This is a genomic window from Pseudoxanthomonas sp. LjRoot206 (assembly GCF_056175725.1).
In genome coordinates this window covers 943,015-969,903 of record NZ_JBGFFI010000001.1, presented here as the reverse complement: position 1 = coordinate 969,903, position 26,889 = coordinate 943,015, and the positions used below count along the sequence as shown (strand labels likewise).

The 26,889-nt window shown below is 68.0% G+C and carries 19 protein-coding genes; 2 read left to right on the top strand and 17 right to left on the bottom strand.

Features of this window, described 5'->3' with window-relative positions; all coding sequences use genetic code 11:
• The coding region (locus AC04MD_RS04665; protein ID WP_475496139.1) for a transposase at positions 1-190 on the bottom strand (190 nt) is incomplete at its 3' end.
• Positions 191-306: 116 nt separating this feature from the next.
• Between AC04MD_RS04665 and AC04MD_RS04660 the strand changes: the two genes are divergently transcribed.
• The gene (locus tag AC04MD_RS04660; protein WP_475496138.1) at positions 307-879 is read left to right on the top strand and encodes a cytochrome b/b6 domain-containing protein; all 573 of its coding nucleotides are present in this window, start codon (positions 307-309) and stop codon (positions 877-879) included.
• 142 nt (positions 880-1,021) lie between these two features.
• Here the strand turns inward: AC04MD_RS04660 and AC04MD_RS04655 are convergent, their stop codons facing one another.
• From AC04MD_RS04655 to AC04MD_RS04620, 8 genes are all read right to left on the bottom strand, one after another.
• On the bottom strand, positions 1,022-2,053 hold the full coding sequence (locus AC04MD_RS04655; RefSeq protein ID WP_475496137.1) for a glycoside hydrolase family 43 protein: 1,032 nt from the start codon (positions 2,051-2,053) through the stop codon (positions 1,022-1,024).
• Positions 2,054-2,254: 201 nt separating this feature from the next.
• Complete coding sequence (locus AC04MD_RS04650) at positions 2,255-3,103, bottom strand: aldose epimerase family protein (RefSeq protein ID WP_475496136.1); 849 nt, start codon at positions 3,101-3,103, stop codon at positions 2,255-2,257.
• Entirely contained in the window at positions 3,093-4,142 is a 1,050-nt protein-coding gene (locus AC04MD_RS04645; protein WP_475496135.1) for a glycoside hydrolase family 43 protein, read from the bottom strand. Before AC04MD_RS04645 ends, AC04MD_RS04650 begins: the two co-directional genes overlap by 11 nt.
• Before the next feature lie 5 nt (positions 4,143-4,147).
• Complete coding sequence (locus AC04MD_RS04640; RefSeq protein ID WP_475496134.1) at positions 4,148-5,632, bottom strand: MFS transporter; 1,485 nt, start codon at positions 5,630-5,632, stop codon at positions 4,148-4,150.
• Between the two features lie 60 nt (positions 5,633-5,692).
• Complete coding sequence (locus tag AC04MD_RS04635; protein WP_475496133.1) at positions 5,693-8,305, bottom strand: glycoside hydrolase family 3 protein; 2,613 nt, start codon at positions 8,303-8,305, stop codon at positions 5,693-5,695.
• 80 nt (positions 8,306-8,385) lie between these two features.
• On the bottom strand, positions 8,386-10,149 hold the full coding sequence (locus tag AC04MD_RS04630) for a glycoside hydrolase family 43 protein (protein WP_475496132.1): 1,764 nt from the start codon (positions 10,147-10,149) through the stop codon (positions 8,386-8,388).
• Positions 10,146-12,125: a sialate O-acetylesterase gene (locus AC04MD_RS04625; protein ID WP_475496131.1), complete on the bottom strand. Its 1,980-nt coding sequence runs from the start codon at positions 12,123-12,125 to the stop codon at positions 10,146-10,148. The genes AC04MD_RS04630 and AC04MD_RS04625 overlap by 4 nt, the downstream gene beginning before the upstream one ends.
• Positions 12,122-14,308 (bottom strand): alpha-glucuronidase family glycosyl hydrolase, encoded by a 2,187-nt coding sequence (locus AC04MD_RS04620; protein ID WP_475496130.1) that lies wholly within the window; start codon positions 14,306-14,308, stop codon positions 12,122-12,124. The genes AC04MD_RS04625 and AC04MD_RS04620 overlap by 4 nt, the downstream gene beginning before the upstream one ends.
• Positions 14,309-14,421: 113 nt before the next feature.
• Between AC04MD_RS04620 and AC04MD_RS04615 the strand changes: the two genes are divergently transcribed.
• Complete coding sequence (locus AC04MD_RS04615) at positions 14,422-15,483, top strand: LacI family DNA-binding transcriptional regulator (RefSeq protein ID WP_475496129.1); 1,062 nt, start codon at positions 14,422-14,424, stop codon at positions 15,481-15,483.
• 103 nt (positions 15,484-15,586) lie between these two features.
• On the opposite strand, the gene AC04MD_RS04610 is transcribed toward AC04MD_RS04615, so the two are convergent.
• From AC04MD_RS04610 to AC04MD_RS04575, 8 genes are all read right to left on the bottom strand, one after another.
• Positions 15,587-18,154 (bottom strand): glycoside hydrolase family 3 protein, encoded by a 2,568-nt coding sequence (locus tag AC04MD_RS04610; protein ID WP_475496128.1) that lies wholly within the window; start codon positions 18,152-18,154, stop codon positions 15,587-15,589.
• Entirely contained in the window at positions 18,151-19,581 is a 1,431-nt protein-coding gene (locus AC04MD_RS04605) for a sugar porter family MFS transporter (protein WP_475496127.1), read from the bottom strand. Before AC04MD_RS04605 ends, AC04MD_RS04610 begins: the two co-directional genes overlap by 4 nt.
• 83 nt (positions 19,582-19,664) lie before the next feature.
• Positions 19,665-20,999: a xylose isomerase gene (gene xylA / locus AC04MD_RS04600; RefSeq protein ID WP_475496126.1), complete on the bottom strand. Its 1,335-nt coding sequence runs from the start codon at positions 20,997-20,999 to the stop codon at positions 19,665-19,667.
• Between the two features lie 44 nt (positions 21,000-21,043).
• Positions 21,044-22,537, bottom strand: a complete 1,494-nt coding sequence (gene xylB / locus AC04MD_RS04595) for a xylulokinase (protein WP_475496125.1) — start codon at positions 22,535-22,537, stop codon at positions 21,044-21,046.
• Between the two features lie 216 nt (positions 22,538-22,753).
• Positions 22,754-23,452: a DUF6445 family protein gene (locus AC04MD_RS04590; RefSeq protein ID WP_162339227.1), complete on the bottom strand. Its 699-nt coding sequence runs from the start codon at positions 23,450-23,452 to the stop codon at positions 22,754-22,756.
• A 17-nt stretch (positions 23,453-23,469) separates the two neighbouring features.
• Complete coding sequence (locus AC04MD_RS04585; RefSeq protein WP_475496124.1) at positions 23,470-24,996, bottom strand: tryptophan halogenase family protein; 1,527 nt, start codon at positions 24,994-24,996, stop codon at positions 23,470-23,472.
• A 14-nt stretch (positions 24,997-25,010) separates the two neighbouring features.
• Positions 25,011-26,063: a cupin-like domain-containing protein gene (locus AC04MD_RS04580; RefSeq protein ID WP_475496123.1), complete on the bottom strand. Its 1,053-nt coding sequence runs from the start codon at positions 26,061-26,063 to the stop codon at positions 25,011-25,013.
• Positions 26,035-26,793 carry a SapC family protein gene (locus AC04MD_RS04575; protein ID WP_475496122.1) on the bottom strand — a complete coding sequence of 253 codons (759 nt, stop codon included), beginning with the start codon at positions 26,791-26,793 and terminating at the stop codon, positions 26,035-26,037. The genes AC04MD_RS04580 and AC04MD_RS04575 overlap by 29 nt, the downstream gene beginning before the upstream one ends.
• Positions 26,794-26,889 lie beyond the last annotated feature (96 nt).

The following is a 26,889-nucleotide window of genomic DNA, read 5'->3' as shown; positions in this document are numbered from 1 at the left end:
CCGGTGCACCCTTGGTCACGATAACGCCCTCCCGCGCGAGTCTTCGCCAACGAGACAGCATGAAGGGATGGATGTAAAGCGACTGGGCGACATCGCCGACCCGTACGCCGGGCTGCTGGCTCAAACGCACGGCAGAGGCTTTGAAGGCATCGCTGTAGCGATGGATGGTTCTGGGGCCTGGCTTGGGCATTGGGACACTCCTGAGGGTTAGGTCAAGGTGTCCACTAAACCGTAGGAACTACCATGGCTCGCACGTCGCGACATCGTGCTGGGCCGGAACATCCCGGGGTATCATGGATGCGCACCGTGAGAAAGCCCGTGGGGGAACGCTATCCCTTGCCGCTGCGCGTGCTGCATTGGCTGCTCGCCCTGCTGCTGGCGGTGCAGTTCACGCTCGGCTGTGTGGCGGAGTACGGCGTCGTGCGGTGGTCGGAGGCACTGCTGCGGCCGCATTTCCGGCTGGGCATGCTGATCCTGGGCCTGACGGTGCTACGACTCTGTCTGCGACTGGTGATGTCCATGCCGGCAGTGGACACCGAGGAACCACCCGGCGTACATCGTGCGCGATCCTGGATCCATGGCCTGCTTTATCTGCTGGTGCTGGCATTGCCGCTCAGCGGGCATGTCATCTGGGTATGGATGGGCGCGGATCGCACCTTGTTCGGCGGTCTCGAGATGCCGGCGCTGTTCGTCCCGCCGGACGAGGAAACCGGACGCGCCGTCGCCTGGTACGTGCATGTGTACGGTGCGTGGATCCTGCTGGGACTGGTGTGCCTCCACCTGCTCGCGGCGATGCTCCACGAATGGACGAGAGGGGACGATTTCATCGCCCGGCGCATGGGGTTCAAGCGGCTTCAGCAGGAAGAACGCGAGGCGTGAGTTCTCTGGCGAACTCCCGATGTCCAGCGGCTACGGATGAATCCGGATACTGGCGGAACCGCATCCGTGTGTCGTTGCTTCCCGCTCACCCGAGAGACGAATCCGGACAGCGACCCGCTCCCGTACTCGCTTGCCACACACTTCAGCGAGCGGAAGGCTGACGCTCAGGCACTACGGATATTCCCTCGTCGGTCTGGAGCACGGACTTCATGCTTCCATCCTCGTCGTACTGCAGGTAGTGGGCCGTGACCGCACGCCTGCCGATGGCGCCGTTCTGGTCGCCGATGGTCAGGGCGGCGTTGTGCAGGAACAGGTAATCCCTGCCCTTGAACGTGGCGATGCCGGGATGGATGGTGAAGCTGTACTTCCCCGAACCCGTGAGTTCGCCGCGATACGTCCACGGCCCCTGGATGGAAGGGGCGGTGGCGTAGGACACCTTCTCGTCGCGGTGGGTCGCTCGATCGAGCGAGGCATAGGTCAGGTAATAAAGATCGCCACGCTTGTGCAGCCAGGGGCCTTCCTCGAAGTGTGGCGGCGTGATCTCGGTGATGGGGCCGTCGATCTCGATCATGTTCGGCTTCAGCCGTGCGATGTAGCACTGCCGGTTGCCCCAGGCGATCCAGGTGGTGCCATCGTCGTCGGTGAACACCGTCGGATCGATGTCCTCCCAGCTGTGCGTGCCCTTGGGCGTCATCTCATTAGTGATGAGGGCCGCGCCCTTCGCATCGACGAACGGACCCGTCGGGCGGTCCGACACCGCGACCGCGATGGCCTTGCCAGGCTGGTTGTCGTCATGTTCGACCGCGGCGTAGAACCAGAACCGGCCATCCTTCTCGATGGTCTGCGACGCCCAGGCATCGGCCTTGGCCCAGGCGAAGTCGGCCACCTGCATGATCGGACCGTGGTCGACCCAGGTCGCCATGTCCGTCGTCGAATAGACCAGCCACTCGCGCATGTTGAACATCTCGTCGCGCTGCGCCTCGTCGTGTCCGACGTACAGGTACAGACGATCACCCACCACCAGCGGCGCCGGATCGGCGGTGAATTTGTCGCGGATCAGCGGATTCGACCGTGGCGTCGGAGAAGTGGGCTCCCGCGCCAACGACTCCCCTGCCCACGGCAGCATCAGCGCTGCGGAAAGAATCAGCGCGCCTGCGGTGCGATGTGGCTTCATGGTGTTTCCCCTTCGTTGGCTGATCCGGTGTGGCGATGGCGACCATGACGTCGTCCTGCGCACGGACCGGAGTGGCGCCCAGCCACGCGATCGCCACGAGCGCCATGCCGTGGAAGGCGGTCATGCGAGGTTGACTCGGGCGCGTCGTCATTCTTCAGACGCAGGAACGAACCGTGTGACGCTCACCAGGCACCGCTCCCGTCATTCGCCGCCCGTACGCCAGGCGAGTTCGAAGGAAAGTCGATGCTGTTGGCCGGGCTGCAACACGCGCGGCGCAAGCGAGAAGGCATCCGGCGGACCGGTCTGCGGTTCGACGCAGGTCGTATGCGCCGCGGCGTCGTACACAACCCAGTGGTCGGTATCGGCGCGCAGGTCGAGACGCTGTCCCTCACGCGCCAGCGCGATCTCGCCCTCCGCCACGAAGCAGTCGTCCCACGGACCGGGGACGGGCGCCACACGGGGCAGCGTCGCGATGCCCTCACTGTCGCGCGGATACATCGCAGTGGGGGCGAAGATCAGGCGGTCGGGCTTGCGGAACCAGGGATGCCAGCCCAGCACCGCCGGCATCGCCTGGTCGTCTGCCTGCACGGCGAGTTCCAGATGCAGGCGGTCGCCTGCCACACGTACCGATTGCGTCGCGGTGCCACCGAACGGCCAATAGCAATCGCGCGGAAGCGCCAGCGACAGCGTGGCGTGGTCCGTCTCCAATGTGTCGATCCGCCACGGGCGCGAGAAGCCGATGCCATGGATCGCGTGCCCGCCGAAGTTCACCGGCAACGCATGGGTGCGACCGTCGAGATCGAAACGTCCTGCGCGTAAGCGTCCGACCCACGGCACCATCGGGTAGCAGCCCCAGGCGATGGTCGCGGGCCAGCCGTCATCGGGGCCGATCAGCCAGTCCATGCCGTCATGGCGGATCTGCGCGATGCGGCCGCCGGCTTCCGGCGCGAGCGCGACCTCCAGCCGCCCTGCGCGCAACCAGTGCAACGGACCTGCCGGCATCGGTGCCAGCGCGTCGTCCCAGGCAGCGTGACGCGGATCAGCCGCCATAGGGATCGATCGTGCGGATACGGCCATCCGCCTCGTGGTGCAGCACGGTGCACTTCGCCGTGCGCAAGTGCGTCACGCCGCCGGAATGCACCGCATCGTGATAGAAGAGATACCACTGTCCGCCGAAGGCACAGATGGAATGGTGCGTGGTCCAGCCGACCACCGGCGTCAGGATCACGCCGGCATAAGTGAACGGGCCATACGGACCGTCGCCCACCGCGTAGCACAGCAGGTGGGTGTTGCCGGTGGAATATGACAGGTAATAGCGATCCTCGTGCTTGTGCAGCCACGGGCCTTCGAAGAAGCGGCGGGCATGGTCGTCGGCACGCAGCGGCACGCCCTGCTCGTCCAGGATCACGATCTCCCGCGTGGGCTCCGCCAGCGCTTTCATGCCCGCATCCAGTCGCCCGACACGCGGGCCGAGCGCGGGCGCGTCGCCGGTCGGCTCTTCATGCGCGGTGTCGTACGCGTTGTCGCGGTAGCGCTGCAACTGGCCGCCCCAGATGCCGCCGAAGTACAGGTAGTGCGCGCCGTCGTCATCCTCGAACACCGCGGGATCGATCGAGTACGTGCCGTCGATCGGCGCCGGCTCCGCGACAAATGGACCTTCCGGTCGGTCGGCGACCGCCACACCGATGCGGAACAGGCCAACGCCGTCCTTGGCGGGGAAGTAGAGGTAGTAGCGGCCATCGCGGTGCGCGGCATCCGGTGCCCACATCTGCTTCTCGGCCCATGGCACGTCGCGCACATGCAGCGCAACGCCGCAGTCGGTGACCTCGCCCTCCGGCGACTCCATGCGCAGCACGTGGTAGTCCTCCATGCCGAAGTGCCCGCCTTCGTCGTCGAAGGCGCCGCCACCGTCGATGTCGTGCGAGGGATAGATGTAGAGCCGCCCTTCGAACACGTGCGCCGACGGGTCGGCGGTGTAGATGTGGGTGACCAGCGGCCGGGAGATCGCGCGTTCCGCGAGGCGGTCGAGTTCGACAGAGCGCGGCGTGGCGTCGTCGTGGACAGGTGTGTCGTTCATGGGCAGGGACATGGAGGTCACGCGGCTGCGCCCGCGGTGCGACGGCGCTGGTCGAGCTCGTGTTCGATGCGCGTCTCCATCGGCTTGTCGATCCGATAGAGGAAGAGCAGCGCCACCGCGACCAGGAAGGGAATGGAGCAGTAGACGCTGACGGTCAGGCGGATGCCATCGACGACCGCGGCCGACTGCTCGTCGGCGCCTGCCTGGTAGCCGTAATGCGCCAGGATGCCGGCGACCAGCGCACCGCCGACGCTCAGGCCGATCTTCAGGCCGCACAGCATGGCGGAGAAGATGATGGCGGTGGCGCGACGGTGGTTCTTCCACTCCGAGTAGTCGGCCACGTCGGCGATCATCGCCCACAGCAGCGGGATGGTGATGCCGTAGCAGAAGCCATGCAGCATGAAGGCGCCGAACGCCAGCGCGACCGCGGTGGGCGGGAACACGTAGAACGCGAGCAGGAACAGCGTCGACACGAACAGCGCGCCGCCGAACACGTCACGCTTGCCGAAGCGGTCGGCCAGTTTCCGCGACACGCCGATGCCCAGGATCATGCAGAGGATGCCGCTGCCGTTGAACAGGCTGAAGGTGGAGGTGGCGGGATCTTCCGGCCACGTGAAGCCCGCCAGGCCGGCACCGGTCAGCGTCGCGTTCACGGCGGCGATGAAGCCGTTGAATCCGGAGTCGGCGAGGAAGCCCGCCAGCGCCGCCTCGTCCATGTAGTACTGGAAGTAGTAGATGTACGTGCCGCCTTTCAGCGCCAGGTTGATGAACACCAGCACCGTCAAGGCCAGCATCACCTGCCAGGGCCGGTTGCGCGCCAGGTCCGCGAGGTCCTGCATCACCCCGCCGGACTGCGCCTTCGTCGGCACGATGCGTTCGCGCGTGGTGGCGAAGGTGATCAGGAAGAACACCGTGCCCACCACGGCGAACACGGTCATCACGCGCTCGAAGCCGACCACGCGGTCGCCGTCGCCGAGGATCAGCACCAGCGGCATCAGCAGCACCTGGATGATGAACTGCGCGATCATCACCGCCACGAACCGGTAGGCGGACAGGCTGTTGCGCTGGGCCATGCTGCCGGTCAGCACGCCGCTGAGCGCGGAGTACGGCAGGTTGTTCGCCGCGTAGACGAGCACCAGCAGGCTGTAGGTCATCAACGCATAGGCGACTTTCCCGCGTTCGCTGAAGTCCGGCGTGCTGAAGGCCAGCAGCGACAGCACGCCGAACGGCACCGCCGTCCACAGGATCCACGGCCGGAACCTGCCCCAGCGTGTCGATGTGCGGTCGGCGGCGATGCCGATCAACGGCGTGAACACGAACGCGCCCAGCAGGCCGACCACGAAGATGATCGTCGCGGCCGTCGCCGCCGGCAGGCGATAGACATCGGTATAGAAGAATGCGAGATAGGTGATCAGCGTCTGGAAGATCAGGTTCGCCGCCAGGTCGCCCAGGCTGTAGCCCAGCTTTTCCCGGATCGATAGCGTGTGGTCAGTGCTGGCCATGCGTCGGCTGTCCTGGACGTCGTGGAAAGAAAGAATGCGGGATGATGCGGTGCGTTTCGCTCATTTCTCGGCGACCTCGAAAGGTGCATGCGCGCGGATGTCGGCACTGGATCCGCCCACGTGCACCTCGTAGCGACCCGGCGGCACCGTGTAGGCGCCGCGCGCCTCGTCGTAGCGGCGCAGGGCCTGCTGCGGCTCCAGTTCGAACACGACCGTGCGCCGCTCGCCGGCCGCCAGGTGGATGCGCTGGAAGCCGCGCAGCTCCTGCTGCGGATCGCCGGGGCCGGCGTTCAGCGGACGGACGTACAGCTGCACCACCTCATCGCCCGCCCGCTTGCCCGTGTTCGCCACGTCCACCTGCACGCGCAGGCGACCGTCCGCGGCGACGGTGCGTGCATCGGTGCGCAGGTTGCGGTAGTCGAAGCGGGTGTAGGACAGGCCGTGTCCGAACGCATACAGCGGCGTGCCCCGGAAGTAGCGGTAGGTGCGGCCTTCCATCGTGTAGTCGTCGAACGCCGGCATCGGCTGGTCTGCCGTGTAGAACGTCACCGGCAGGCGGCCGGCGGGATTCGCATCGCCGAACAGCGTCTCGCCCACTGCCGTGCCGCCCCGCTGCCCCGGATACCAGGCCATAAGGATGGCCGGCAGGTTCGCCTGCGCCCAGTCCACCGCCAGCGCGGAACCGCCGGTCAGCACCAGTACCACCGGCTTGCCGGTGGCATGCAACGCTTCCAGCAGGGCGCGCTGCGTGGCGGGCAGGCGCAGGTCGGTCCGGTCGCCACCGGCGAAGCCCGGATAGTTGACCGTCATCTCCTCGCCTTCGACATCACCCGTCAGGCCACCCACGAACACCACCACGTCGGCGCTGCGCGCGATGTCGAGGGCCTCCTCGAACGGCGGCTTGGCACCCGGCATGCGCCATGCCAGACGCACGCCGGCATCGCGCTCGGCGTCGTAGTACTCCAGTCGCAGGTCGTAAGCGCGTCCGGCTTCCAGGTCCAGGTCCACGCCATCGCTGCGCAGGCGATCAGCGTTGGTCCAGTGGTCGAGCACACGCTTGCCGTCCACGTACAGGCGGAAACCATCGTCCGCGGCGGCCTCGATCCGGTAGCGACCCGACACGGGCGGCAACAGCTGGCCGCTCCAGCGGATGCTGAAGCGGTCGTTCGGCACGCCCTGCCCCGGACCCGCCTCGCCGCGCGCCTGCAGGTTGTCGGTCGGCGAACCGCGGTCCCAACGGAAGCCGATCTGCGCATCGGTGCGCACCAGGGCGGGTGGCCCGGACAGGTCCTGCGTGCGGAAGTATTCGCCGCGCAGACCGCGCTCGGGAGAATCGGGCGACGGCCGCAGGTAGGCGGCCTCGATGAGGGGGGTGGCGGCTGGATCATCGCGCCCTTCCACGAGGTCCACGCCGCGCGCATAGCTCACCTCGATGCCTTTGGCGGCGTCACGGATCCCTTGCAGGATCGTCACCGGTGCTGCCGGGGTGCCGAAGTAGTTGCCGAGCAGCGCCATGGTGTCGTCGGCGGTCGGGCCGACCACCGCGATGCGCTTCAGGTCGCGCGACAGCGGCAGGAGGCCGTCGTTCTTCAGCAGCACCAGCGACTCGCGCGCCGCCTTCAACGCCAGTGCGTCGTGCGCCGGCGCCTGGTTGACCGAGTACGGAATGCGCGCCCAGCGCACGCGGTCGGGCGGATCGAACATGCCCAGCCGCATGCGCGCGGCAAACAGCCGGGTGACCGCATCGTCGATCTCGGCCTCGCTGATCAGCCCCTGCCGTACGGCCGCGGGCAGCGTGGAATACTCCTCGCCGCATTCCAGCTCGGTGCCGTTCTTCACCGCCAGCGCCGCGGCCTCCTCGCGGGTGGCGACGATCTTGTGATGCTTCCAGATGTCGACGATGGCCCAGCAATCGGAGACCACGTACCCCTTGAAGCCCCAGTCGCGGCGCAGCACGTCGCGCAGCAGGAACCTGCTGGCACTGGCGGATTCGCCATACACGCGGTTGTAGGCGCCCATCACCGCGTCCACGTCGCCTTCCTTCACCAGCGCTTCGAACGCGGGCAGGTAGGTGTCGTACAGGTCGCGCTTGCTGGGCTTCGCATCGAAGTGATGGCGATCGGCCTCGGGGCCGCTGTGCACGGCCAGGTGCTTGGCGGTCGCGTCCAACTTGCGGTAGACCGGATCGTCGCCCTGCAGGCCGCGCACGAAGGCCACGCCCATGCGCGCTGTGAGGTATGGATCCTCGCCGTAGGTTTCCTGGCCCCTGCCCCAGCGCGGATCGCGGAAGATGTTGATGTTCGGCGACCAGAAGGTCAGCCCCTGGTAACGGCCGTGCTGCCCGTCGCGGACGAACTGGTGGTGCTTGGCGCGCGCTTCGTCGCTGATCGTGGTGGCCACCTCACCCATCAGAGGCACGTCGAAGGTGGCCGCCAAGCCGATGGCCTGCGGAAACACCGTCGCCTGCCCAGCGCGTGCCACGCCATGCAGCGCTTCGTTCCACCAGTCGTAGGCCGGCACGCCCAGCCGCTCGATGGCTGGCGCCGCGTTTTGCATCTGCGCGGCCTTCTCCTCCAGCGTCATTTCCGCGACCAGCGCCGCGGCACGCGCCTCGAAACTGCGCGCGGTGTCGAGCCATGGTTTCGCGTCGGCGGCCTGCGCGGACGGTGCCATCCATGTGGCCACACACAGTGCCAATGCGCACAGAACCGGCGCAACGCGCCGGACGGGGGGAACGGACATCATGGTCTTCATCATTCGCTCCTCTGGGCGCGCTCGTCGCGCGCGTACGGTCCCAACAGGGCGCCGACGAAACCGCCGGCATGGTCGGTACTCAGCACGGTGCCGTCGACCCGGCTGGCCAGCGTCTGCCAGCCACGGCCGTCGCCGGTGTCGAAGGCGAAACCGTAATCGCCCTCGTCGCCCTCGATCTTCAGGCGAAGCGCATCGGTGGCCTCGACCTCGCGTGTCGCCAGCGTGCGCGTGGTGCCGCTGCCGTCGCGTGCTTCCAGGAACACGGCGATGCGATCGCCCGCCGTGCGGCGTACCCCCAGGAAGTACCAGTAGGCCTCGCTCTGGAAGGCGGCCAGTCCCGCGGCCACGCCCGGCGCGGGCGTCGTCATCGCGGTGCTGGACTCGAAGCGCAGGTGCTGCTGGCGACGGCCGAGGAACGCAGGGTTGCGCAGCGTGTCCAGGCCTTCCGCCAGCGGCGTCAGCGCCAATGAACCGGGACGCGCACCCAGGTCCGCCCAGGCGGTCTTCGGCACGCGTACGCGCAACCAGTCGGAGGCGAGTGCCGGACCCTCGAACTCGTCACGATGCACGAAGTTGCCGGTGGACGGCGCCTGCGTGGCTTCGCCGCGCATCCATGAGGGAGCCTTCACGACGTAGGGAATCGTCTGGTCGGCAGGCAGGATCTCCGGCCAGCCATTGCGCCACTGCACCGGCAGCAGATAGGTCTCGCGCCCGGTGTTGTAGTGACGCTGCTGGTAATTGCGGCTGGCGAGGAACACCGCCCACCACGATCCATCCGGCCCTTCCACCAGATCGGCGTGCCCCGCATTGGTGATCGGCAACGCTCGATCTGCGGGCAGGTCGCGCTGCGTCAGGATGGGATTGCCTGCATACGGCACGTAGGGACCCCATACCTCGCGGCTGCGCAGGACGACCTGCGAATGCTGCGGTCCGGTGCCGCCCTCCGCATCGGACAGGTAGTACCAGCCCTCGCGCTTGTAGATATGCGGACCTTCGATCCAGATCGGATTCTTCTCAGGCTCCACGCCGCCATCGATCAGCACCTTGCGCGGACCGATCGGCTGGAACCGCGCCAGGTCGATCTGCTGCATCCAGATGGCACGGTGGCCGTCGTAGCGCGCCGGTCCCGGCGGTTCGTCGTTGTTGAGCAGGTAGACCTTGCCGTCGTCGTCGAAGAACAGCGAGGGATCGATGCCGCCGATGGTCGGCAGCCAGTGCGGATCCGACCACGGGCCGGCGGGGTCGCGCGCGGTGGCGATGAAATTGCCGCCACTGTCGGTGGCCGTGGTGACCACATAGAACACGCCGTCGTGGAACTCGATGGTGGGCGCGAAAATGCCGCGCGACACACTCAGTCCGTCGAAGTCCAGCTGGGTGGGACGGTCGATGACGTTGCCGATCTGCTTCCAGTGCACCAGGTCCGTGCTCTCGAACACGGGAATGCCCGGGAAGTAGGTGAAGCTGGAGTTGACCAGATAGAACTTGCCGTTGGCCACGACGATGCTGGGATCGGCATGGAAACCCGCCAGCACCGGATTGCGGTAGTGACCGGCGGGCAATGGCGCTTCGAACGCCTTGTCGCGACCGCTGTATTCGAACCAGTCGAAGTACACCGGCGGCGCGGCGGGGGACTGCGCATGTACATGCGCGGCCAGCGACAGCAGTGCAGTGATCAGCACGCCGCGTGCACCGACACGACGCCCTCGGGATGCGCGCGCCTCGCCGCGGTCGTCCTGTGGCTTCCGCAGGGAGAACAGCTTCATCGGGGCACCTCGGGCGTCGTGAGGGAGAGTTCGAAAGGACCGGCCGGCAGTCCGGCTGTATCGCGCAGCGTGCAGACCGGGCCATCCGCCCAGCAGTAGCGCACCCGCGTCGCATCGACCAAGTCCGCGCCGCGCAGGACGACGGTGTTCCCGTCGAGCGTGGCGTCCGCGTAGTTGCAACGCGTGTGCGCATCGCAGAGTTCGAAGCCGATGGGGCCGTTTGCGCCGGTCGTCGTCAGCGCACCGGTGACGCCGCCGAACACGACACGTACGCCGTCGGCGGCGCGCGTCGCCTCATGCGCGACAGGTCCGGACGGCGCGAGCGCGCGTTCGCCGTAGACGACATGGCGCGCCACGCGTGCCAGGCGTCGCCCCAGTTCCTGCTTGTTCGGCGGGTGGATGTCGTAGGCGTCGCCGATGTCGATGGCAACCACCAGCCCCGACTGCGCGTCTTCGGCGACCACCTGACGCTGCGCCTCGCGCAGCTCGGCCCAGCCGCTGTCGACCGGTGCGGTCGGCGGCATGCCATAGCCGGCCAGTTGCACGACCAGCATCGGCATGCGGGAACCGAACTGCCGCCGCCAATCGTCGCGCAACGTGCGCAACCGTGCGGCATAGGCGGCGCCCTCGCCGGTGTTGGACTCGCCCTGGTACCACAGCATGCTGCGCAGGCCGTAGTCGCCCAGTGGCGCGATCATGCCGTTGTACAGCGTCGACAGGCCGTTCGCGGCCTGCCAGGGCGCGCCGGGCGGTGTCTCATCGCCGGGCGCGGGCCGGTAGCGCCACGATGCATCGAGGGCGAAGCGCGTGCCGTCATCGAAACGCAACGCGTGCGCGCTCGCCGGCCCCGCAAGTCCGCCATCGCGATAGGTATCCAGCACGTTCACCACCACCGTGTTGGCGCCCGCCTTCAGCACACCCGGAGGCAACCGGTAGTGGCGTGGCTCGCCCGCACCGTACTCGCTGCCGACCGCCCTGCCATTCACCCAGGTCATGTCGATTTCGTCGGCAGGCGCCAGTTCCAGCGTGGCGGGCGTCGCGGCCTGCGCCGCCGTCAGCGTCACCTGCGTGCGGTACCAGACCATGCCGTTGTAGTCCGCCAGTGCTGGGACGCCCCAGCGCTCCCATGCGCCGAGCGACGCAGGCGCGTCGCGCCAGCCGGCATCGGGGGCATCGGACCGCCATGGCCTGTCGCCGGCTACGGCACCGGGGCGCGTGGTCCACCAGCGCTCCCAGTGCCGTCCCCATTGCGCCAGCGCCGCCGCGGGATCGTGTGCGTAGAGCGCCAGCACATCCAGCGCCTCCTCCGCGCCCCCGCCAGCCCGCAGAGCATCCGCACCGGTCCAGGCCTCGATGCGCGACCCGCCCCACGCAGCCTGGATGAGCCCCATCGGCACATCGACCGTCTTCTGCAGTTCGCGTGCGAAATAGAAGCAGGCGGCGGAAAAGTCGCGCACCGTCTCCGGCGAGGCGACCTTCCACGCCGTAGCACTCTGGAACGTGGCCCGAGGCGCCACCGCCGCCACCTGCGGCACGGTGAACAAGCGGATCCGCGGATGCGACGCCGAGCCGATCTCGCTGCTGGCGTCGAGCGCCCGCCAGACCGGAAGCTCCATGTTCGACTGCCCCGAGCACAGCCACACATCGCCGACCATCACGTTGCGCACGACCTGTATCGCCTGCCCTGCCCTGGCCACGAGCTTGTAGGGACCACCGGCCGCCGCCGGCCGCAGTGTCGCGCGCCAGCGACCGTCCGTTCCGGCCTGCGTCGTGACCGTCTCGCGCGCAAGGGTGACGCTGACCGTTGCGCCTGCATCGGCGGTACCCCATACCGGGATCGGGCGCTCCCTCTGCAGCACCACGTGGTCCTGGAACAGCGCGTGCAACAACGGCGCATCCTGTGCGCGTGCACCGCCGCCAATGAACAGCAACGCGAGCGCCAGGGTCTTGCCTGCCAGCGTGGTAGCACGGCTCATCGTCCATCCCCCGGCGCGAACGGGAACTGCAGCGACTCGTAGTACGCCAGCGGATGCGCGGGCGGCTCCTCCCCGGCCGGCAGTGCGCGTCCGTTGAGCGACTGGAAGTAGGCGACGCTGGCGTCGCGCCACCACTGCGCCTCATTGCGCTGGATGCGCAGGAAGGCGGCGACGTGCCGGTGGCGCTCGGCATCCACCCGGCCCTGCAGTCGGTCCCATGTCGCCTGCATCGCCTCGACGCTGCGCACACCACGCGTGTAGCGATGGACCAGTTCATCCCACAGCGGACGCCCGGACCCCATACGGTGCTCCCACGGCACGTGGTGGAACCACAGCAGCAGCGAGTCCGGCACGCGCTCCACGTCGGCGAACACGTCCGCCACATCAGCCGCGTACTGCGCCACGGCATCGCTGCCGTGCGACGTGCGGTCGAAGCCGATGCCGTCGCGGTCGGCACGGTGGTAGTACACCGAGGTCCAGTCCGCACGCGGTCCCCCATCGACCCACGGACCCGGCCCGTAGTGGTGGCCACGCGCCATCACGTGGTGCAGGCCCAGCGGCGTCATGTAGTCCACGGCCGCCTCGCGCGAGGCCATCATCATGTCGACGACCGGCGCCACCACGTCGGGATCGCGCGAGAACGTCATCGCTACCCAGTCGGCCGCGATGTCGCGCGCCGACTGCCGCGGATTCCAGGCCAGCCGGCCGAACGCATACCAGTTCGCCTGGTCGAAATGCGATCCGCTCCAGGTACGGTCGTCGCCGATGTTGGCGACGCCGGCGATGCCGGACAGCGCATGGCCGTCCAGCGAGCCGTCGATCACCCGCGCGACGGTCGAACCGGGACCGCGCGCATGGGTGTCGGCGTGAAGGACTTCTTCGTACAGCGGCCCCAGGTAGACCAGGTGCGTCGCGAAGCCGAGATATTCCTTGGTGATCTGGAACTCCATCATCAACGGCGTGCGCGGCATCGCGCCGAACAGCGGGTGGAACGGCTCGCGCGGCTGGAAGTCGATCGGCCCGTTCTTCACCTGCAGCAGCACGTTGCGGCGGAAGGCGCCGTCCAGCCCGACGAACTCGTTGTACGCCTGCCTGGCGCGGTCCTCCGGCACGTCGTGCGCGTAGACGAAGGCGCGCCACATCACCACGCCACCATGCGGCGCCAGCGCATCGGCCAGCAGGTTGGCGCCGTCGGCGTGCGAACGTCCGTAGTCCTGCGGACCGGGCTGGCCTTCCGAGTTGGCCTTGACCAGGAAGCCGCCGAAATCCGGAATGAACGCGTAGATCTCGTCCGCCTTGTTCCGCCACCAGCGCTGCACGTCGGGATCGAGGGGATCGGCCGTCGCGAGCCCGCCGATCTCGATGGGTGCACTGAAACGCGCACTCAGGTACACGCGTATCCCGTACGGGCGGAACACGTCCGCCAGCGCCGCCGCCTTGCGCAGGTAGTCCGGCGACAGGCTCAGCGCGTTCGCATTGACGTTGTTGAGGACGCTGCCGTTGATGCCGAGCGAGGCATTCGCCCGCGCGTAGTCGATGTAGCGCGGGTCCTGCCAGTCCGGCAGCGTATGCCAGTCCCACAGCGAGCCGCCGGCATAGCCGCGCTCCACATAGCCGTCGAGGTTGTCCCAATGGTTGAGCACGCGTCGGGCGATCGCCGGCGACTCGCGTACCTCCAGCCGATCGAGCGACGCGCCCGTCTGCATCAGGCGCAGCAGGTGGAAGACGCCGTACAGCACGCCGACGTCGTCGCGCGCGGCCACGACGATCACATCGCGTTCCCCGATCCGTGCGGACCGGAGCAGATAGCCCTGGTCGCCCAGTGCCTGAAGGTCACGACCGAACGGTGCGACCCAGGGCGACGACTGCGGCGTGCCCAGCACGAACGCACCACCGTCGCCAAGCGTGGTGCGCAACCGGGGCGTGACGCCCAGCAGGCCGGCCAGACCGCGCTCCAGTTCCTCGCGTGCGACGCGCTGGGTAGCGGTCCGGTCGGGCGCGACGATCTCCTGCGCGTGGGCGCGATACCCGCCCGCCGATGTGGCGTCGACCGGCACGTAGCGCATCCACAACGCGTAGCCGTCTTCCGCCGATGCGGCGCCGGTGCATGCCCACAAGGCCAATACCATGGCCAGCCGCCAGCCTCGACGCCGGTCGCCCAACCCGGAGGTTAGCGGTAACATTCCAATGTCCGGGGGACAGGCGGGCGCGAACTGTTCCATCATCCCGCCAGATGCCCATGCCGGACCGGCCGGTCGCCGTCTGGCGGCGCCACCGTAGAAGAAGGGAACGTGTAGTGGACAAGCCGAAGAAGTCGATCCGCCGCAAGAGCAGCGGCGTGACGATCGACGAGGTGGCCGCCCGGGCCGGTGTGTCGCCCATGACCGTGTCGCGGGTGATCAACAACCAGGGCAAGGTCCGCGACGCCACCCGCGAACGCGTCATGCGCGCCGTGCGGGAGCTGGATTACACGCCCAACCTGGCGGCCAGTTCGCTGGCCGCCGCGCAGCACACGCGCATCGCGCTGATCTACACCAACCCCAGTGGCGCCTACCTGCGCGAGCTGCTGGTCGGCCTGCTGCGGGTCGCGTCCCGCACCGCGATCCAACTGGTGGTCGACTACTGGGACGACCTGGATACCGAATCCGAACGCAAGGCCGCCCGCGCATTGGGCGCGCGCGTCGACGGCGTGATCCTGCCGCCGCCACTTTGCGAATCGCGCGCGGCGGTGACGGAACTGGTGAAGGCCGGTATTCCCGTGGTCGCCATCGCGTCGGGCCGCTTCAGCGACGAGATCTCCTGCGTGCGGATCGACGATTTCCGCGCCGGCAGGGAGATGGCCGAACACCTCATCGAGCAGGGCCACAGTCGCATCGGCTTCATCCGGGGACGCAGCGACCTGAGCGCCAGTTCGCGCCGCTACGATGGCTTCGTCACCGCGCTGCATGAGGCTGGACTCGAGGTGGATAGCGATCTCGTCCAGCAGGGCGACTACACCTACCGCTCCGGGCTGAAGGCCACCGAGAAACTGCTCGCGCACCGCAAGCCGCCGACCGCGATCTTCGCCAGCAACGACGACATGGGGGCGGCGGCGATTTCCGTCGCGCATCGGCGTGGCCTGGACGTGCCGCGCGACCTGTCGGTGGTCGGTTTCGACGACACCTCGGCCGCGACCACGGTCTGGCCGGAACTCACCACCATCCACCAGCCGATCGCGTCGATGGCGAATACGGCCATCGATATCCTGCTGCGCAGCATCCGGCGCAAGTCCGACAGTACCCGCGTGTTGATGGATCACGTGGTGCCGCACCGGCTGGTCACCCGCGACTCGGTGGCGGCACCGCCGAAGCGCCGATAGCGCACCACGGCCCATCACCGCGAGCCCTCCCTGCGAACATGAGGGGCGGACGGCGAGGCGATGCCGCGGTCAGACCGCGACATCGCCAACGGAGCCGCAGTGGTCACGCGTCCGGGCATGCGACGGTGGCCTCGGCTTCGTTCAATGCCCCCAGCGCCACGCGCGAGACCGAGATCGTCATCGGCCCCGCCGTACCGACGGACCACGGACGGTCGAGCTTGGCGACATCGGCACCGGCCTTGGCCAGGCACTTCAGCGGCACGCCCACGCGCGTCCACTGGCCGGCCGGCAGCTTGGCCAGCGTCGGCGCCAGCGCCACGCGCGCGGTGCAGCCGGTGCCGCAGCCGACCGACAGCCAGGCCTCGGCGGTCGGGGCGGCGTCCACGCGCAGCGTCGTCAGCAGCATCACATCGCCATTGCTCTCGCGCTGCAGGTCCAGTGCCGTGTGCGACTGCAGCGCCGCGACCGCTTCGCCCTTGCCCGACCAGGCAAGACGACGTCCGTCTTCCTGCGCCTGGTGGTCCACGCCGGTGACCTTCAGCAGATCGCCGTCCAGCGCGTCCGGCACCTTGGTGACCGTCACGCCCTGGCCATCGGCGGTTTCCAGCCGCAGCGCCATGCCGGAACCGGCATCGCCGCGTGCGAAGAACACGCCGCTCGCGCCCTCGTCGCCGGTCACGCCGGACTCCTCCGGCAGCGCCGCCAGGTCGCCCTTGTCGGCATAGGTCAGGCCGAAGCCGAAGGCGAACAGCGGGTCGTAGTCCTCCTGCCCCACATTGTTGGCGTACTGCACCGCCGTGCGCGGCCAGCTGAAGCTGAGCTTGCCCTTGAAGTCATGCTGCACGCTGCCATCGGCCTTGCGCAGCAGCACGTCGGCGATGCCCGCGCCTTCCGAGCCCGGCAGCCAGGCGGCCACGAACGCATCGGACGCATTGATCTCGCGGTTCATCCACAGCGGGCGGCCGCTCAGGAACATGGCCACCACCGGGATGCCCTCGGCCTTCAGGCGCTTGAGCAGCGCCAGGTCGGCCTCGTCGCCCGGCTTGTACGCCAGCGTCTGCAGGTCGCCCTGGAACTCGGCATACGGGTTCTCGCCGAACACGACCACCGCCACGTCCGGCTTCTGCGTGTATTTGCCGTCGACGGACAGGATCGCCTCGCCGCCGGCCGCCTTGGCCTGCTGCGCGATGCCCTCGTAGATCGTGTCGGCGTTGGGGAAGTCCTTGCGCGTGGTGCCGGTGCCCTGCCAGTTGAGCGTCCAGCCGCCGGCCTGCTTGCCGACATCGTTCGCGCCATCGCCGGCCACCAGGATGCGCTGCTTGGGCGAGATCGGCAGCACGCCGCCCTGGTTCTTCAGCAGCACCAGCGATTCGCGCACGGCCTGGCGCGCGATGGCGCGATGCTCGGGCGCACCGAGCAAGGCGAACTGCCCACCCACCGCACGCGAGGACGGCTTGCCCGCTTCGAACAGCCCCAGGCGGAACTTCACCCGCAGGATGCGGCGCACCGCATCGTCCAGCCGTGCCTGGCTGATCGTGCCGGCCTTCACCGCCGCCAGCGTGGTCTCGTAGAAGCCCTTCCAGCTGTCCGAGGCCATCGCCATGTCCAGGCCGGCATTGATCGTGGCCGGGCAGTCGGTGTTCGTGCAGCCCTTGACCTGGCCATGACCGTTCCAGTCGCCGACCACGAAGCCGCCGAAGGCCATGCGGCCCTTCAGCGCGTCGGTCAGGTACGGCTTGTGGCCGTGCATCTTCTCGCCGTTGACGCTGTTGAACGAGGCCATCGCCGTCTGCGCGCCGGCCGCGATGGCCGGCGGATAGCCGGCGGCGTGGATGCGCACCAGCTCGGCCTCGCTGATCTTCGTATCGCCCTGGTCCTTGCCGTGGGTGGTACCGCCGTCGCCGAGGAAGTGCTTGACCGAGGCGATCACGTGGCGGCCATCGAGGAAGTCCGGCGAGCCGACCTTGCCCTGCAGGCCTTCGACCACGGCCGCGGAGTAGCTGGCGACGACGTCGGGCGACTCGGAATAGCCCTCGTAGGTGCGCCCCCAGCGGTCGTCCTGCGGCACCGCCACGGTCGGCGCGAACGTCCACTCCATGCCGGTGGCGCGCGTCTCCAGCGCGGTGATCTCGCCGATCCGGCGCAGCAGCTCGGGATTGCGCGCCGCGCCCAGGCCGATGTTGTGCGGGAACAGCGTGGCGCCGACGATGTTGCTCTGCCCGTGCACGGCGTCGATGCCGAAGATGATCGGGATGGCCTTGCCGCCCTGCGAGGTGTCCATCGACGCCTCGTAGAACGCGTCGGCCAGCGCCAGCCATTCGGCCGGCGAGGCATCGTAGCGGCCGCCGGGATCCGAGTTGCCGCCGGCCAGGATCGAGCCGAGCCGGTACTTGCGCACGTCGTCCGGCGTGATGCTGGCGATGTCGCCCTGCACCAGCTGGCCGACCTTCTCTTCCACCGTCATGGTGGCCATCAGCTCGGTGATGCGCTGCTCCAGTGCGGCATCCTCGGCCAGCGGCCAGGCGACCTGCGGCCATGGGTTGGCGTCGGCCGCCGCCGAGGGTGCAGCCGCCTGGTCCTCGCCCTTGCACGCGCCGAGCGCGATCACCAGCGCTGCGATCAGCACGCCGCTGCGCACGCGCAGGGAACTCCGGTTCGTCATCGTCTTCATCCTTCCATCTGCTCCAGTTCGCGGCCCTTGGTCTCGTGCACGTACTTCATGACGAAGACGACCGAGATCGCAGCGGCCAGCGTGTACAGGCCATAGGCGCCGGCCAGACCGATGCCGGTCAGCAGCATCGGGAAGGTCCAGGTGATCAGGAAGTTCGCACCCCACTGCGCCAGGCCGGCTACCGCCAGGCCCGACCCGCGGATCTGGTTGGGGAACATCTCGCCGAGCATGACCCACATCACCGGGCCCCAGGACAGGTTGAAGAACACCACGTAGAGGTTGGCCGCCACCAGCGCGAGCACGCCCATGTCGTCGGACAGCTGCAGTTTGCCGGCCGCATCCAGGGTGCCGGTGGAGAAGGCGAAGGCCACTAGGCCCAGCGTCACCGCCATGCCCGCCGACCCGACCCAAAGCAGCGGCTTGCGTCCCACCTTGTCCACCAGCAGCATCGAGACGATGCAGGCGCCGATGCTCAGTGCACCGGAGATGACATTGATGAGCAGCGCATCGCTCTCGGAGAAGCCGACCGCCTGCCACAGCACCGCGCCGTAGTAGAAGACGACGTTGATGCCGACCAGTTGCTGGAACGTCGCCAGGCCAATGCCGATCCAGACAATCGGGCGCACCTTGCCGGTGGCCTTGTTGAGCAGATCCGACAGCCGCGGTGCATGATGGTCCGCCGCGAGCGAGGCTTCGATCTCGGCCTGCTTGCGCGGCCCATCGACGCCACCGTAAAGCCGTGTCAGTACGGCCAGCGCCTGCGCCTGCCGGCCCTTGGCCACGAGATAGCGCGGACTCTCTGGAATGAACAGCAGGGCCACCAGGAACAGTCCGGCCGGCAGGATCTCCACCCAGAACATCCAGCGCCACGCTTCATGGCCCAGCCACAGCGGAGCCAGCGAGGAACTGGCGAACCTGGCCAGGAAGTAATTGCTGAGGAACGCCGCGAACAGACCCGAGATGATCGCAATCTGCTGCACCGTGGCCAGCCGGCCACGGTAACGCGCGGGCGAAACCTCACTGATGTACGCGGGCGACATCACGCTGGCACCACCGACGGCGAAGCCACCGATGACCCGGTACACGACGAACTCGATCGATGACGTTGCGATGCCCGATCCCCACGCCGACACGAGGAAGAACACCGCAGACCACAACAGCATCGTCCGCCGTCCGTAACGATCGGCGAGCGTACCCGCGAACCAGGCGCCGATCGCACAGCCAAGCAACATGGACGCCACGTTGAAACCGGTCACCGCCGCATCGGATCCGAACGCCGCCTTGAGTCCGTCGACCGTGCCGTTGATGACCCCGCTGTCGAAGCCGAACAGGAACCCCCCGATCGTCGCCACCAGGCTGATCAGGATGATGAAGCGGGTGTTCTCGCCACCGGCGACGTGGCCGCCTTCAAGCGTGGTGCTGTTCATTCGTTGCGCCCCTCCAGGCTTCGAATCCACCTGCTGCCAATGCCTCCGCCCGAATCAGGCGGGCGGAAGCCGTCATCACGCGCTCAGCGCAGCAGGTACTGGTTGAGCAGGTTCTCGTAGCGCTCCTGCTTGCCGCTGACCTGCGTCGGCTCGCCCAGCTGGGTGGCCAGCGTAGCCAGACCGGCCAGATCCAGCGCGCCGGTCTCGAAATCCTTGCCCTTGCCGGTATCGAAGCTGGCGTACCGCTCCTTGCGCCACTGTTCCCACGGCGACTCGGTCAGCAGTGCATGCGCCACTTCCAGCCCGCGCGCGAACGCGTCCATGCCGCCGATGTGGGCGATGAACAGGTCCTCCAGGTCGGTGGACTCGCGGCGTACCTTGGCGTCGAAGTTCAGGCCGCCCTCCAGCCCGCCCTGACGCAGCACGACCAGCATCGCGCCGACGGTGTCGTACAGGTCGGTGGGGAACTGGTCGGTGTCCCAGCCGTTCTGCGCATTGCCGCGGTTGGCATCGATGCTGCCCAGCAGGCCATGGTCGGAGGCGACCTGCAGGTCGTGCTCGAAGGTGTGCCCCGACAGCGTGGCGTGGTTGGCCTCGATGTTGAGCTTGAAATCCTTCTCCAGCCCGTGCTCTTTCAGGAAGCCGGCCACGGTGGCGCTGTCGAAGTCGTACTGGTGCTTCATCGGCTCCATCGGCTTGGGTTCGATCAGGAAGTTGCCCTTCAGTCCGATGCTGCGGCCGTAGTCGCGCGCCATCGTCAGGAAGCGGGCGAAGTGCGCGATTTCGCGCTTCATGTCGGTATTGACCAGCGAGGCATAGCCTTCGCGACCGCCCCAGAACACGTAGTGCTCGCCGCCCAGTTCGACCGTGGCCTCCAGCGCGGCCTTCACCTGCACCGCGGCACGCGCCACGACGGCGAAGTCGGGGTTGGTCGAGGCGCCGTTCATGTAGCGCGGGTGCGAGAACAGGTTGGCCGTGCCCCACAGCAGCTTGATGCCGGTCGCGTCCTGGCGTGCTTTCGCCAGGCCCACCATGTGCTTGAGGTTCTTCTCGTACTGGCCGATGTCCTCGGCATCCGGGGCCAGGTCGATGTCGTGGAAGCACCAGTACGGCACGCCCAGCTTGGTGAAGAACTCGAACGCGGCATCGACCTTGGCTTCGGCCGTGGCCATCGGCGAGCCGGCCTCCCACGGGAAGTGGCGCGTGCCCGGACCGAACGGATCGTGGCCGGCATTGCAGAACGTATGCCAGTAGCAGACCGCGAAGCGCAGGTGCTCCTGCATGGTCTTGCCGCCGATCTTCTTCTGCGCGTCGTAGACCTTGAACGCCAGTGGGTTGTCCGAGCCGCGCCCTTCGAAGGGGATGCGGCCGATGCCGGGGAAGTATTCTTGGGCGCCGATGAAGGGCTGCGTGCTCATGGTGCGGTGTTCCTGTGGTTGTGCGAGGTGTCGCGTGGGGGACGTCAGCCGCGTTGCAGCGGGCTGACGGCATCGAGGTACTGGAGGAAGCGGCAGTAGGCCGCCGCGTAGGCCGGTGCGCTGGACGCATCGGGCATGACGGACAACGCGGGATCGACGGCGACGTGCGTACGCGCGACCTTGGCGATGGACGCGTCGCCGCCGCGCGCCTTGTCCCACGCCCACAGCGCCTGCAGCGCCGCACCGAAAGCCGCGCCTTCGGACTGCGCCGGTACATCGACCGGCAGGCCGAACACATCGGCGACCAGCTGGCGCCACGCCGCGCTGTTGCTGCCGCCACCGGTCAGCACGATGCGTTCGAAGGACATGCCGGCCCGCACGAAGGCATCGAAGCCGTACTTCAGGCTGTAGGTCGCCCCTTCCATGGCGGCGCGGTAGAGATGCGCCGTCGAGAAGGTCGTCGGATCCAGCCCGGCCAGCACGCCCTTGCCCAGCGGCAGGTCGGGCGTGCGCTCGCCGTTGAGGAAGGGCAGCATCACCAGCCCGTCGGCACCGGGCGGGGTGGCGTGCAGGTGCGCATCGCCTTCGCGCGTACTGAAGCCGAAGGCCTTGGCGACCTGCTCGGTGGCCACGGTGCAGTTCATCGTGCAGATCAACGGCAGCCAGCCACCGGTGGAGGAACAGAACGCGGCCCAGGCACCGGCCGGATCGACGACGGGTGTGTCGGAGTAGGCGAACAGCGTGCCCGAGGTGCCCAGGCTCATCGCCAGCCGGCCTTCTTCCACGCACCCCGTGCCGATGGCGGCCATCATGTTGTCGCCGCCGCCGACGGCGACTTTTACCGTGGCCGGCAGGCCGAGCTGCGTCGCCATGGCCTGATCGATGTCGAACAGCGCGTCCGGGGCGGCGATCGGCGGCAGGCAGTCGGCCAGGTCGCGGTCGGCATCGGTCGCGCGCAGCAGGTCCTGGGACCACGTGCGCGTGCGCACGTCGAGCCAGCCGGTGCCGGAGGCATCGCCCCACTCGCAGAAGCGTTGGCCGGTCAGCACGAAGTTCAGGTAATCGTGCGGCAGCAGGATGGTCGACAGCCGGGCGTAGGCCTCGGGGCGGTGTGTCTTCGTCCACGGCAGCTTGGAGGCGGTGTAGCCGGCCAGGATCGGGTTGCCGGCCAGGGCGATGGTGCGTTCGGCACCGCCCAGGCGGTCCATGATCTGCCCGCACTCGGCCGTCGTACTGGTGTCGCACCACAGCTTGGCCGGGGCCAGCACCTGGCCGTGCGCATCCACCGGCACGAAGCCGTGCTGCTGGCCGGACACGGCGAGCGCCACGATGCGCGCACGCAACGCAGGATCGAGGCGGGAGAAGCACGCCTGCATCGCCGCCACCCAGTCGGCCGGTTGCTGCTCGCGGCGGCCGTCCTCGCCGCTGGTCAGCTCCAGCGGCATGCTGGCCGTCGCCACGAGCGCGCGCGTGGCCGGGTCGTAGACCACCACCTTCAGGCTCTGCGTGCCTGCGTCGATACCGGCGACCAACTCCATCGAACCTGCCTCCGACCCACAAAAAGTTAGCGCTACCATTTTGGCCGTTTAAAAAAGGGAACCGACCTGCCGCTCCCTTTTTCTCCCGCACGGCGGGGTGACCGCGCCGTGTTGCCGCACTGTAACCACGAGCGGCGGAAAAAGCCTGCTGCGCCGCAAAAACCGCCTGCCGGCGCCGCGCCACCGGCCGTGGCCCACAGCCATCCGCCGCGTGTGTCAGTGCACGACGTCGATGAAACTGTTAATCGACAGCCGTCCCTGCAGCGGATCTGCCGGAAGCGCCCGGTCGTTGCCGATCCTTCCCGAGTGCAGCGAATTGCGCCGGTAGACCACCAGCCGGTTGAACACCCCTTCGACGTCGGCGACGCGCTCGAACAGCGGGCTATCGCCGTCGATGTAGCCACCACGCTGCGCGGCGTCCTCGCGGCTCTCCTGCGACAGGCACGCGAAATAGGCCGTGTGCCGGCTCTCGTCGATGTACTCGAAGCCGCTGCGCCGGTGCCGGTAGAAATCCGTACCACCCCACGGCGTCCGGAACAGGTAATGCACGGTGGCCAACCCCTCTCCGCTCACCGAATCGATGTGCGGCACGCGCTGCAGGAAATGCAGGCTCTCGGGCGCCTGCGTCACCAGCGAGAAATGGCACATGGGGAACACGAAGCGGCCCGGCGACATGCCGAACGCCTCGCGCAGCAGGGGGTTCAATGCGGTCTCGAGAAACCGCTGGTACGACGGCGGCGCCGGCGCACGCAGCCCGGGGAACATGGTCGGCATCTTCTCGAACGACCGGCTGGCGGCCTTGCGCAGCAGGCGGTCGGGATCGGCCACCAGATGGTCGACGACCAGCAGCGGCGCACGCTCGCGCCCGATGACGCGATGCTGGACCCGCAGCTCCGGGTGCGGCGTCAGGATCATGCGCCTGTCGTCGGTCGCTACGCCGGCACCGGGCGCGAAGGCCACACGCTCGGTGCGGCCTTGCAGTACTGCTCGATGAACGCCTGCTGCGATGGCATCTGCGCGACCGCGCGCTCGATGGGCTGGCGGATCGAAGCCAGCAACGTGCGCAGGTCATCATCGGACAGCCCGCGTGCGAGCGGATGCGGCGGACCGGGCTGGATGCCCTGCCCCAGCAGCACGTGGGTCCACGAGTCCACGCGGAACAGTTCGTCCGGGTCCTGCCACGCGTGCGCCCGTTCGCGCCAGGCGCGCAGGCGGATCTCCAGCGAATCCGGCAGCGCCATCTCGCGACAGGCCTTCCACATCGGCTCGTCGCGCTGGGTTGCGTGGTAATGCAGGATGATGAAATCGCGCACGTGCTCCATCTCTGCGCGGCTGACCTCGTTGAACAGGTCCGCCAGCGACGAGGCGATACCGTCGAACGGGAACAGTTGCACCAGCCTCACGACGGCGCTGATCGTCAGGTGGATGCTGGTCGACTCCAACGGCTCGATGAAACCGCTGGCCAGGCCCAGCGCGACCACGTTGCGGTTCCATGCCTTCAACCGTCGCCCGGTACGGAACGGCACCAGCCACGGCTCGCGCAACGCGGGCGCGCCGACATCGCGCAGCAGCTTGGCGCGCGCCTCGTCGTCGGACATGTGGCGGCTGGAGAACACCAGCCCGCAGCCAACGCGGTGCTGCAGCGGGATATGCCAGCGCCAGCCGGCCTCGTGCGCGATGGCGCGGGTGTACGGCACCGGCGGTCCCACCGATTCTGTCTGCACGGCAACGGCGCGGTCGCTCGGGAGCCACTCGTTCCAGTCTTCATAGCCGGTATGCAGGGTCTGTTCGATCAGCAACCCGCGGAACCCGGTGCAATCGATGAACAGGTCGCCTTCGATGACCTGGCCGTCCTCCAATTCAAGCGCCTGCACGTTGCCGTCCGCATGCTGCCTGACCTCGCGGATCTTGCCTTCCACACGCCGCAGGCCATGGCCCTCGGCGATGCGGCGCAGGAACTTCGCATACAACCCGGCATCGAAGTGGTACGCGTAATTGACCTGCGGCTGGGTCTGCAGCGAGAACTGGTCGTCGCGCGAGGCCAGCGTTTCCAGACAGAAGTCGCCCAACTCCGACGGCAGGCCGCGGCGCAGGCTGTCCAGCCAGAAATGGTGGAATGCGGCCGCCCACGTGCCCTGCCCGGTGATGCCGAACGGATGGATGTAGCGCTCACCGGGACGGCGCCAGTTTTCGAACGAGATCGACAGTTTGAAGGTGCCCGCGACGGCGCGCAGGAACTCCTGCTCGTCGATCTTCAGGAAACGGTGGAACGTACGGATCGGCGGCACGGTGGATTCGCCCACGCCGACGGTGCCGATCTGCTCGGACTCGACCAGGGTGATCTCGAGCCGGTCGCGGAACTGGTGCGACAGCGCACACCCGGCCAACCAACCGGCGGTACCGCCGCCGGCGATCACGACCCTGCGGATGCGTCCTTCCGATGTGATTGGAGAGTCCAATGCGGTTGCCCCCGTCAGCGGTTGAGTCGGTTCAGCAGCATGGCGCGGATGCGTCGCGCCTGGGTTTCGTCGATCGGCGCGAGCAGGTCGCGCGCCTGTTCCGGCAGATGCGCCCCGGCCTGCCCGGCGTCGCCGAACACGTAGTACTCGAACAGCTTCGCCCACGCCTGCTTCTCGCGCGCAGGCAGGTCTCGCAGCGTCCACATCGCATGGTGCAGCGCCGGCAACGGCGAGGAGAGAAACGCGGGCGAGCTGCGCCACCAGTAGTTCAGCAGCACATTGAACGGCGCCAGGCTGCGCACATGGTGCCACCACATGCTGGGAATGAAGATCGCATCGCCCGGCTCCAGAAGCGCGGTGCGCGCGGTCGCAAGCGCATCGCGGAAGCGCGGGTGGCGATCAAAGTCGGGCGCGTCGAAATCGACCACGCTGACCACCTGCCCGCCAGGCGTGGGATCGAACGGGCCGGGGTAGAGATTGTTGATCTGCTCCGGCGGAAAGAGTGTGAAGCGGCGCCTGCCCACCAGGCAGCAGGCGAGATTGTCGGGCGCGTCGAAGTGGCAGGACGCGACCACCCGGTTGCCGATCCAGATACTGGCCGGCGCATCGATCCCGTACGCAGCCAGGGGCAGGCCGTTGGCCTGTGCGAAGCCCGGCAGCGCACGCTCGACCAGCAGCGAGGCCACGTAGTAAGTCGGCGGCCGGGGATCTTCGAGATGGTCCGCGATCCCGTCCAGCACCTCGGCAAGCGGCGCGCGCCGCACCTCGAAATTGAGGCGGGCGAAATCTTCGCTGTAGAACGGACGGCTCCCGATCTCGGCACCGCCGAAGGAGTACTGCACCGGCATGCCGGCGTCGAAACCGCGGAGATAGGTCATCGCGTCGTGCACGGAGTGCGCGCCCGCCTGCACGAGACCCGCCTCGCGCGCGATTCCCTTCAACACCACCGGCTCGCCTTCCGCCAGCAGCACGTCCAGCGGCAGCGCATCCGCGTGGATACCTTCCAGGGTGCGTATCGGCGTGCCTTCCGCCACGGGGTCAGTCCTTGCCGGGCGTGGCGACGGCATCCTGCAGGCGCAGACGACGCTGCTTCTCGGCCATCAGGCGGCGCACGTTGTGCAGCGATGCCAGCATCAGGTACACGCCCTCCAGATACCCGGCGCGATGCAGCGCCGACAGCGTCGCATCATCCAGCGCAGCCAGGCGTTCGCGGTCGATGCCGTGCAGGCCGTTGACCGCGACGCGGTGCCGCTCGTCCACCTGCACATCCAGTTGCACGGTTTGTATCAATCCGGCCGCGTCGAGCGCCGCGAACATCGCCGCACCGTAGGCGATGCCGTCATGGACGCCGCGCAGGACGCCCGCGATATGGTCGAGATAGGGCGTCGTGCCGCCCTGGGGCAGGAAGACCGGCTCCCCGCTCCCATTGGCCGCACGCGGGTGCTCGAGGTCGACGTGCATCACTGGTTCCTGCCGGAGCTCGCCGTCGATGCGCTGCTCCTGGAATCCGATCAGGAACGGACCCTTCGCCACCGCGCCAGGCAGATAGGTGGCACTCCAGCCGCCGTCCTGCAAAAAAAGATTCTCGCGCTGTTCGAACCCCAGCAGCGCCACGGACTGCCACTCGCCGGTGGCGGTGTCCTTGCGCAGGAAGATCGGATATTCGCGCTGCAGTTCGGCGAACTCGCTGGGAAACGCCGGCACCATGCCCACGTCGTCGCCGAATTCGGGGCCGAAGCCGGTCGCCACGCGCAGGTCGCGGTGGGCGACGTTGTTGAGGAGCTCGTACCGGGCCATCGTCGTCTGCATTCCCATCCCAAGGTGCGCCGTCATGTTACCGCCCGCGCCGCTGCACGGAACCCTCTTGTGACCGGAAAAAAGGACCGCTGCTCG

Excerpts from the sequence above, each read along its gene's own strand:
- AC04MD_RS04655 (WP_475496137.1), bottom strand. The coding sequence starts at position 2,053 with ATGAAGCCACATCGCACCGCAGGCGCGCTGATTCTTTCCGCAGCGCTG.
- AC04MD_RS04650 (WP_475496136.1), bottom strand. The coding sequence starts at position 3,103 with ATGGCGGCTGATCCGCGTCACGCTGCCTGGGACGACGCGCTGGCACCG.
- AC04MD_RS04645 (WP_475496135.1), bottom strand. The coding sequence starts at position 4,142 with ATGTCCCTGCCCATGAACGACACACCTGTCCACGACGACGCCACGCCG.
- AC04MD_RS04640 (WP_475496134.1), bottom strand. The coding sequence starts at position 5,632 with ATGGCCAGCACTGACCACACGCTATCGATCCGGGAAAAGCTGGGCTAC.
- AC04MD_RS04635 (WP_475496133.1), bottom strand. The coding sequence starts at position 8,305 with ATGGCACCGTCCGCGCAGGCCGCCGACGCGAAACCATGGCTCGACACC.
- AC04MD_RS04630 (WP_475496132.1), bottom strand. The coding sequence starts at position 10,149 with ATGAAGCTGTTCTCCCTGCGGAAGCCACAGGACGACCGCGGCGAGGCG.
- AC04MD_RS04625 (WP_475496131.1), bottom strand. The coding sequence starts at position 12,125 with ATGAGCCGTGCTACCACGCTGGCAGGCAAGACCCTGGCGCTCGCGTTG.
- AC04MD_RS04620 (WP_475496130.1), bottom strand. The coding sequence starts at position 14,308 with ATGTTACCGCTAACCTCCGGGTTGGGCGACCGGCGTCGAGGCTGGCGG.
- AC04MD_RS04610 (WP_475496128.1), bottom strand. The coding sequence starts at position 18,154 with ATGAAGACGATGACGAACCGGAGTTCCCTGCGCGTGCGCAGCGGCGTG.
- AC04MD_RS04605 (WP_475496127.1), bottom strand. The coding sequence starts at position 19,581 with ATGAACAGCACCACGCTTGAAGGCGGCCACGTCGCCGGTGGCGAGAAC.
- xylA (WP_475496126.1), bottom strand. The coding sequence starts at position 20,999 with ATGAGCACGCAGCCCTTCATCGGCGCCCAAGAATACTTCCCCGGCATC.
- xylB (WP_475496125.1), bottom strand. The coding sequence starts at position 22,537 with ATGGAGTTGGTCGCCGGTATCGACGCAGGCACGCAGAGCCTGAAGGTG.
- AC04MD_RS04590 (WP_162339227.1), bottom strand. The coding sequence starts at position 23,452 with ATGATCCTGACGCCGCACCCGGAGCTGCGGGTCCAGCATCGCGTCATC.
- AC04MD_RS04580 (WP_475496123.1), bottom strand. The coding sequence starts at position 26,063 with ATGCCGTCGCCACGCCCGGCAAGGACTGACCCCGTGGCGGAAGGCACG.
- AC04MD_RS04575 (WP_475496122.1), bottom strand. The coding sequence starts at position 26,793 with ATGGCCCGGTACGAGCTCCTCAACAACGTCGCCCACCGCGACCTGCGC.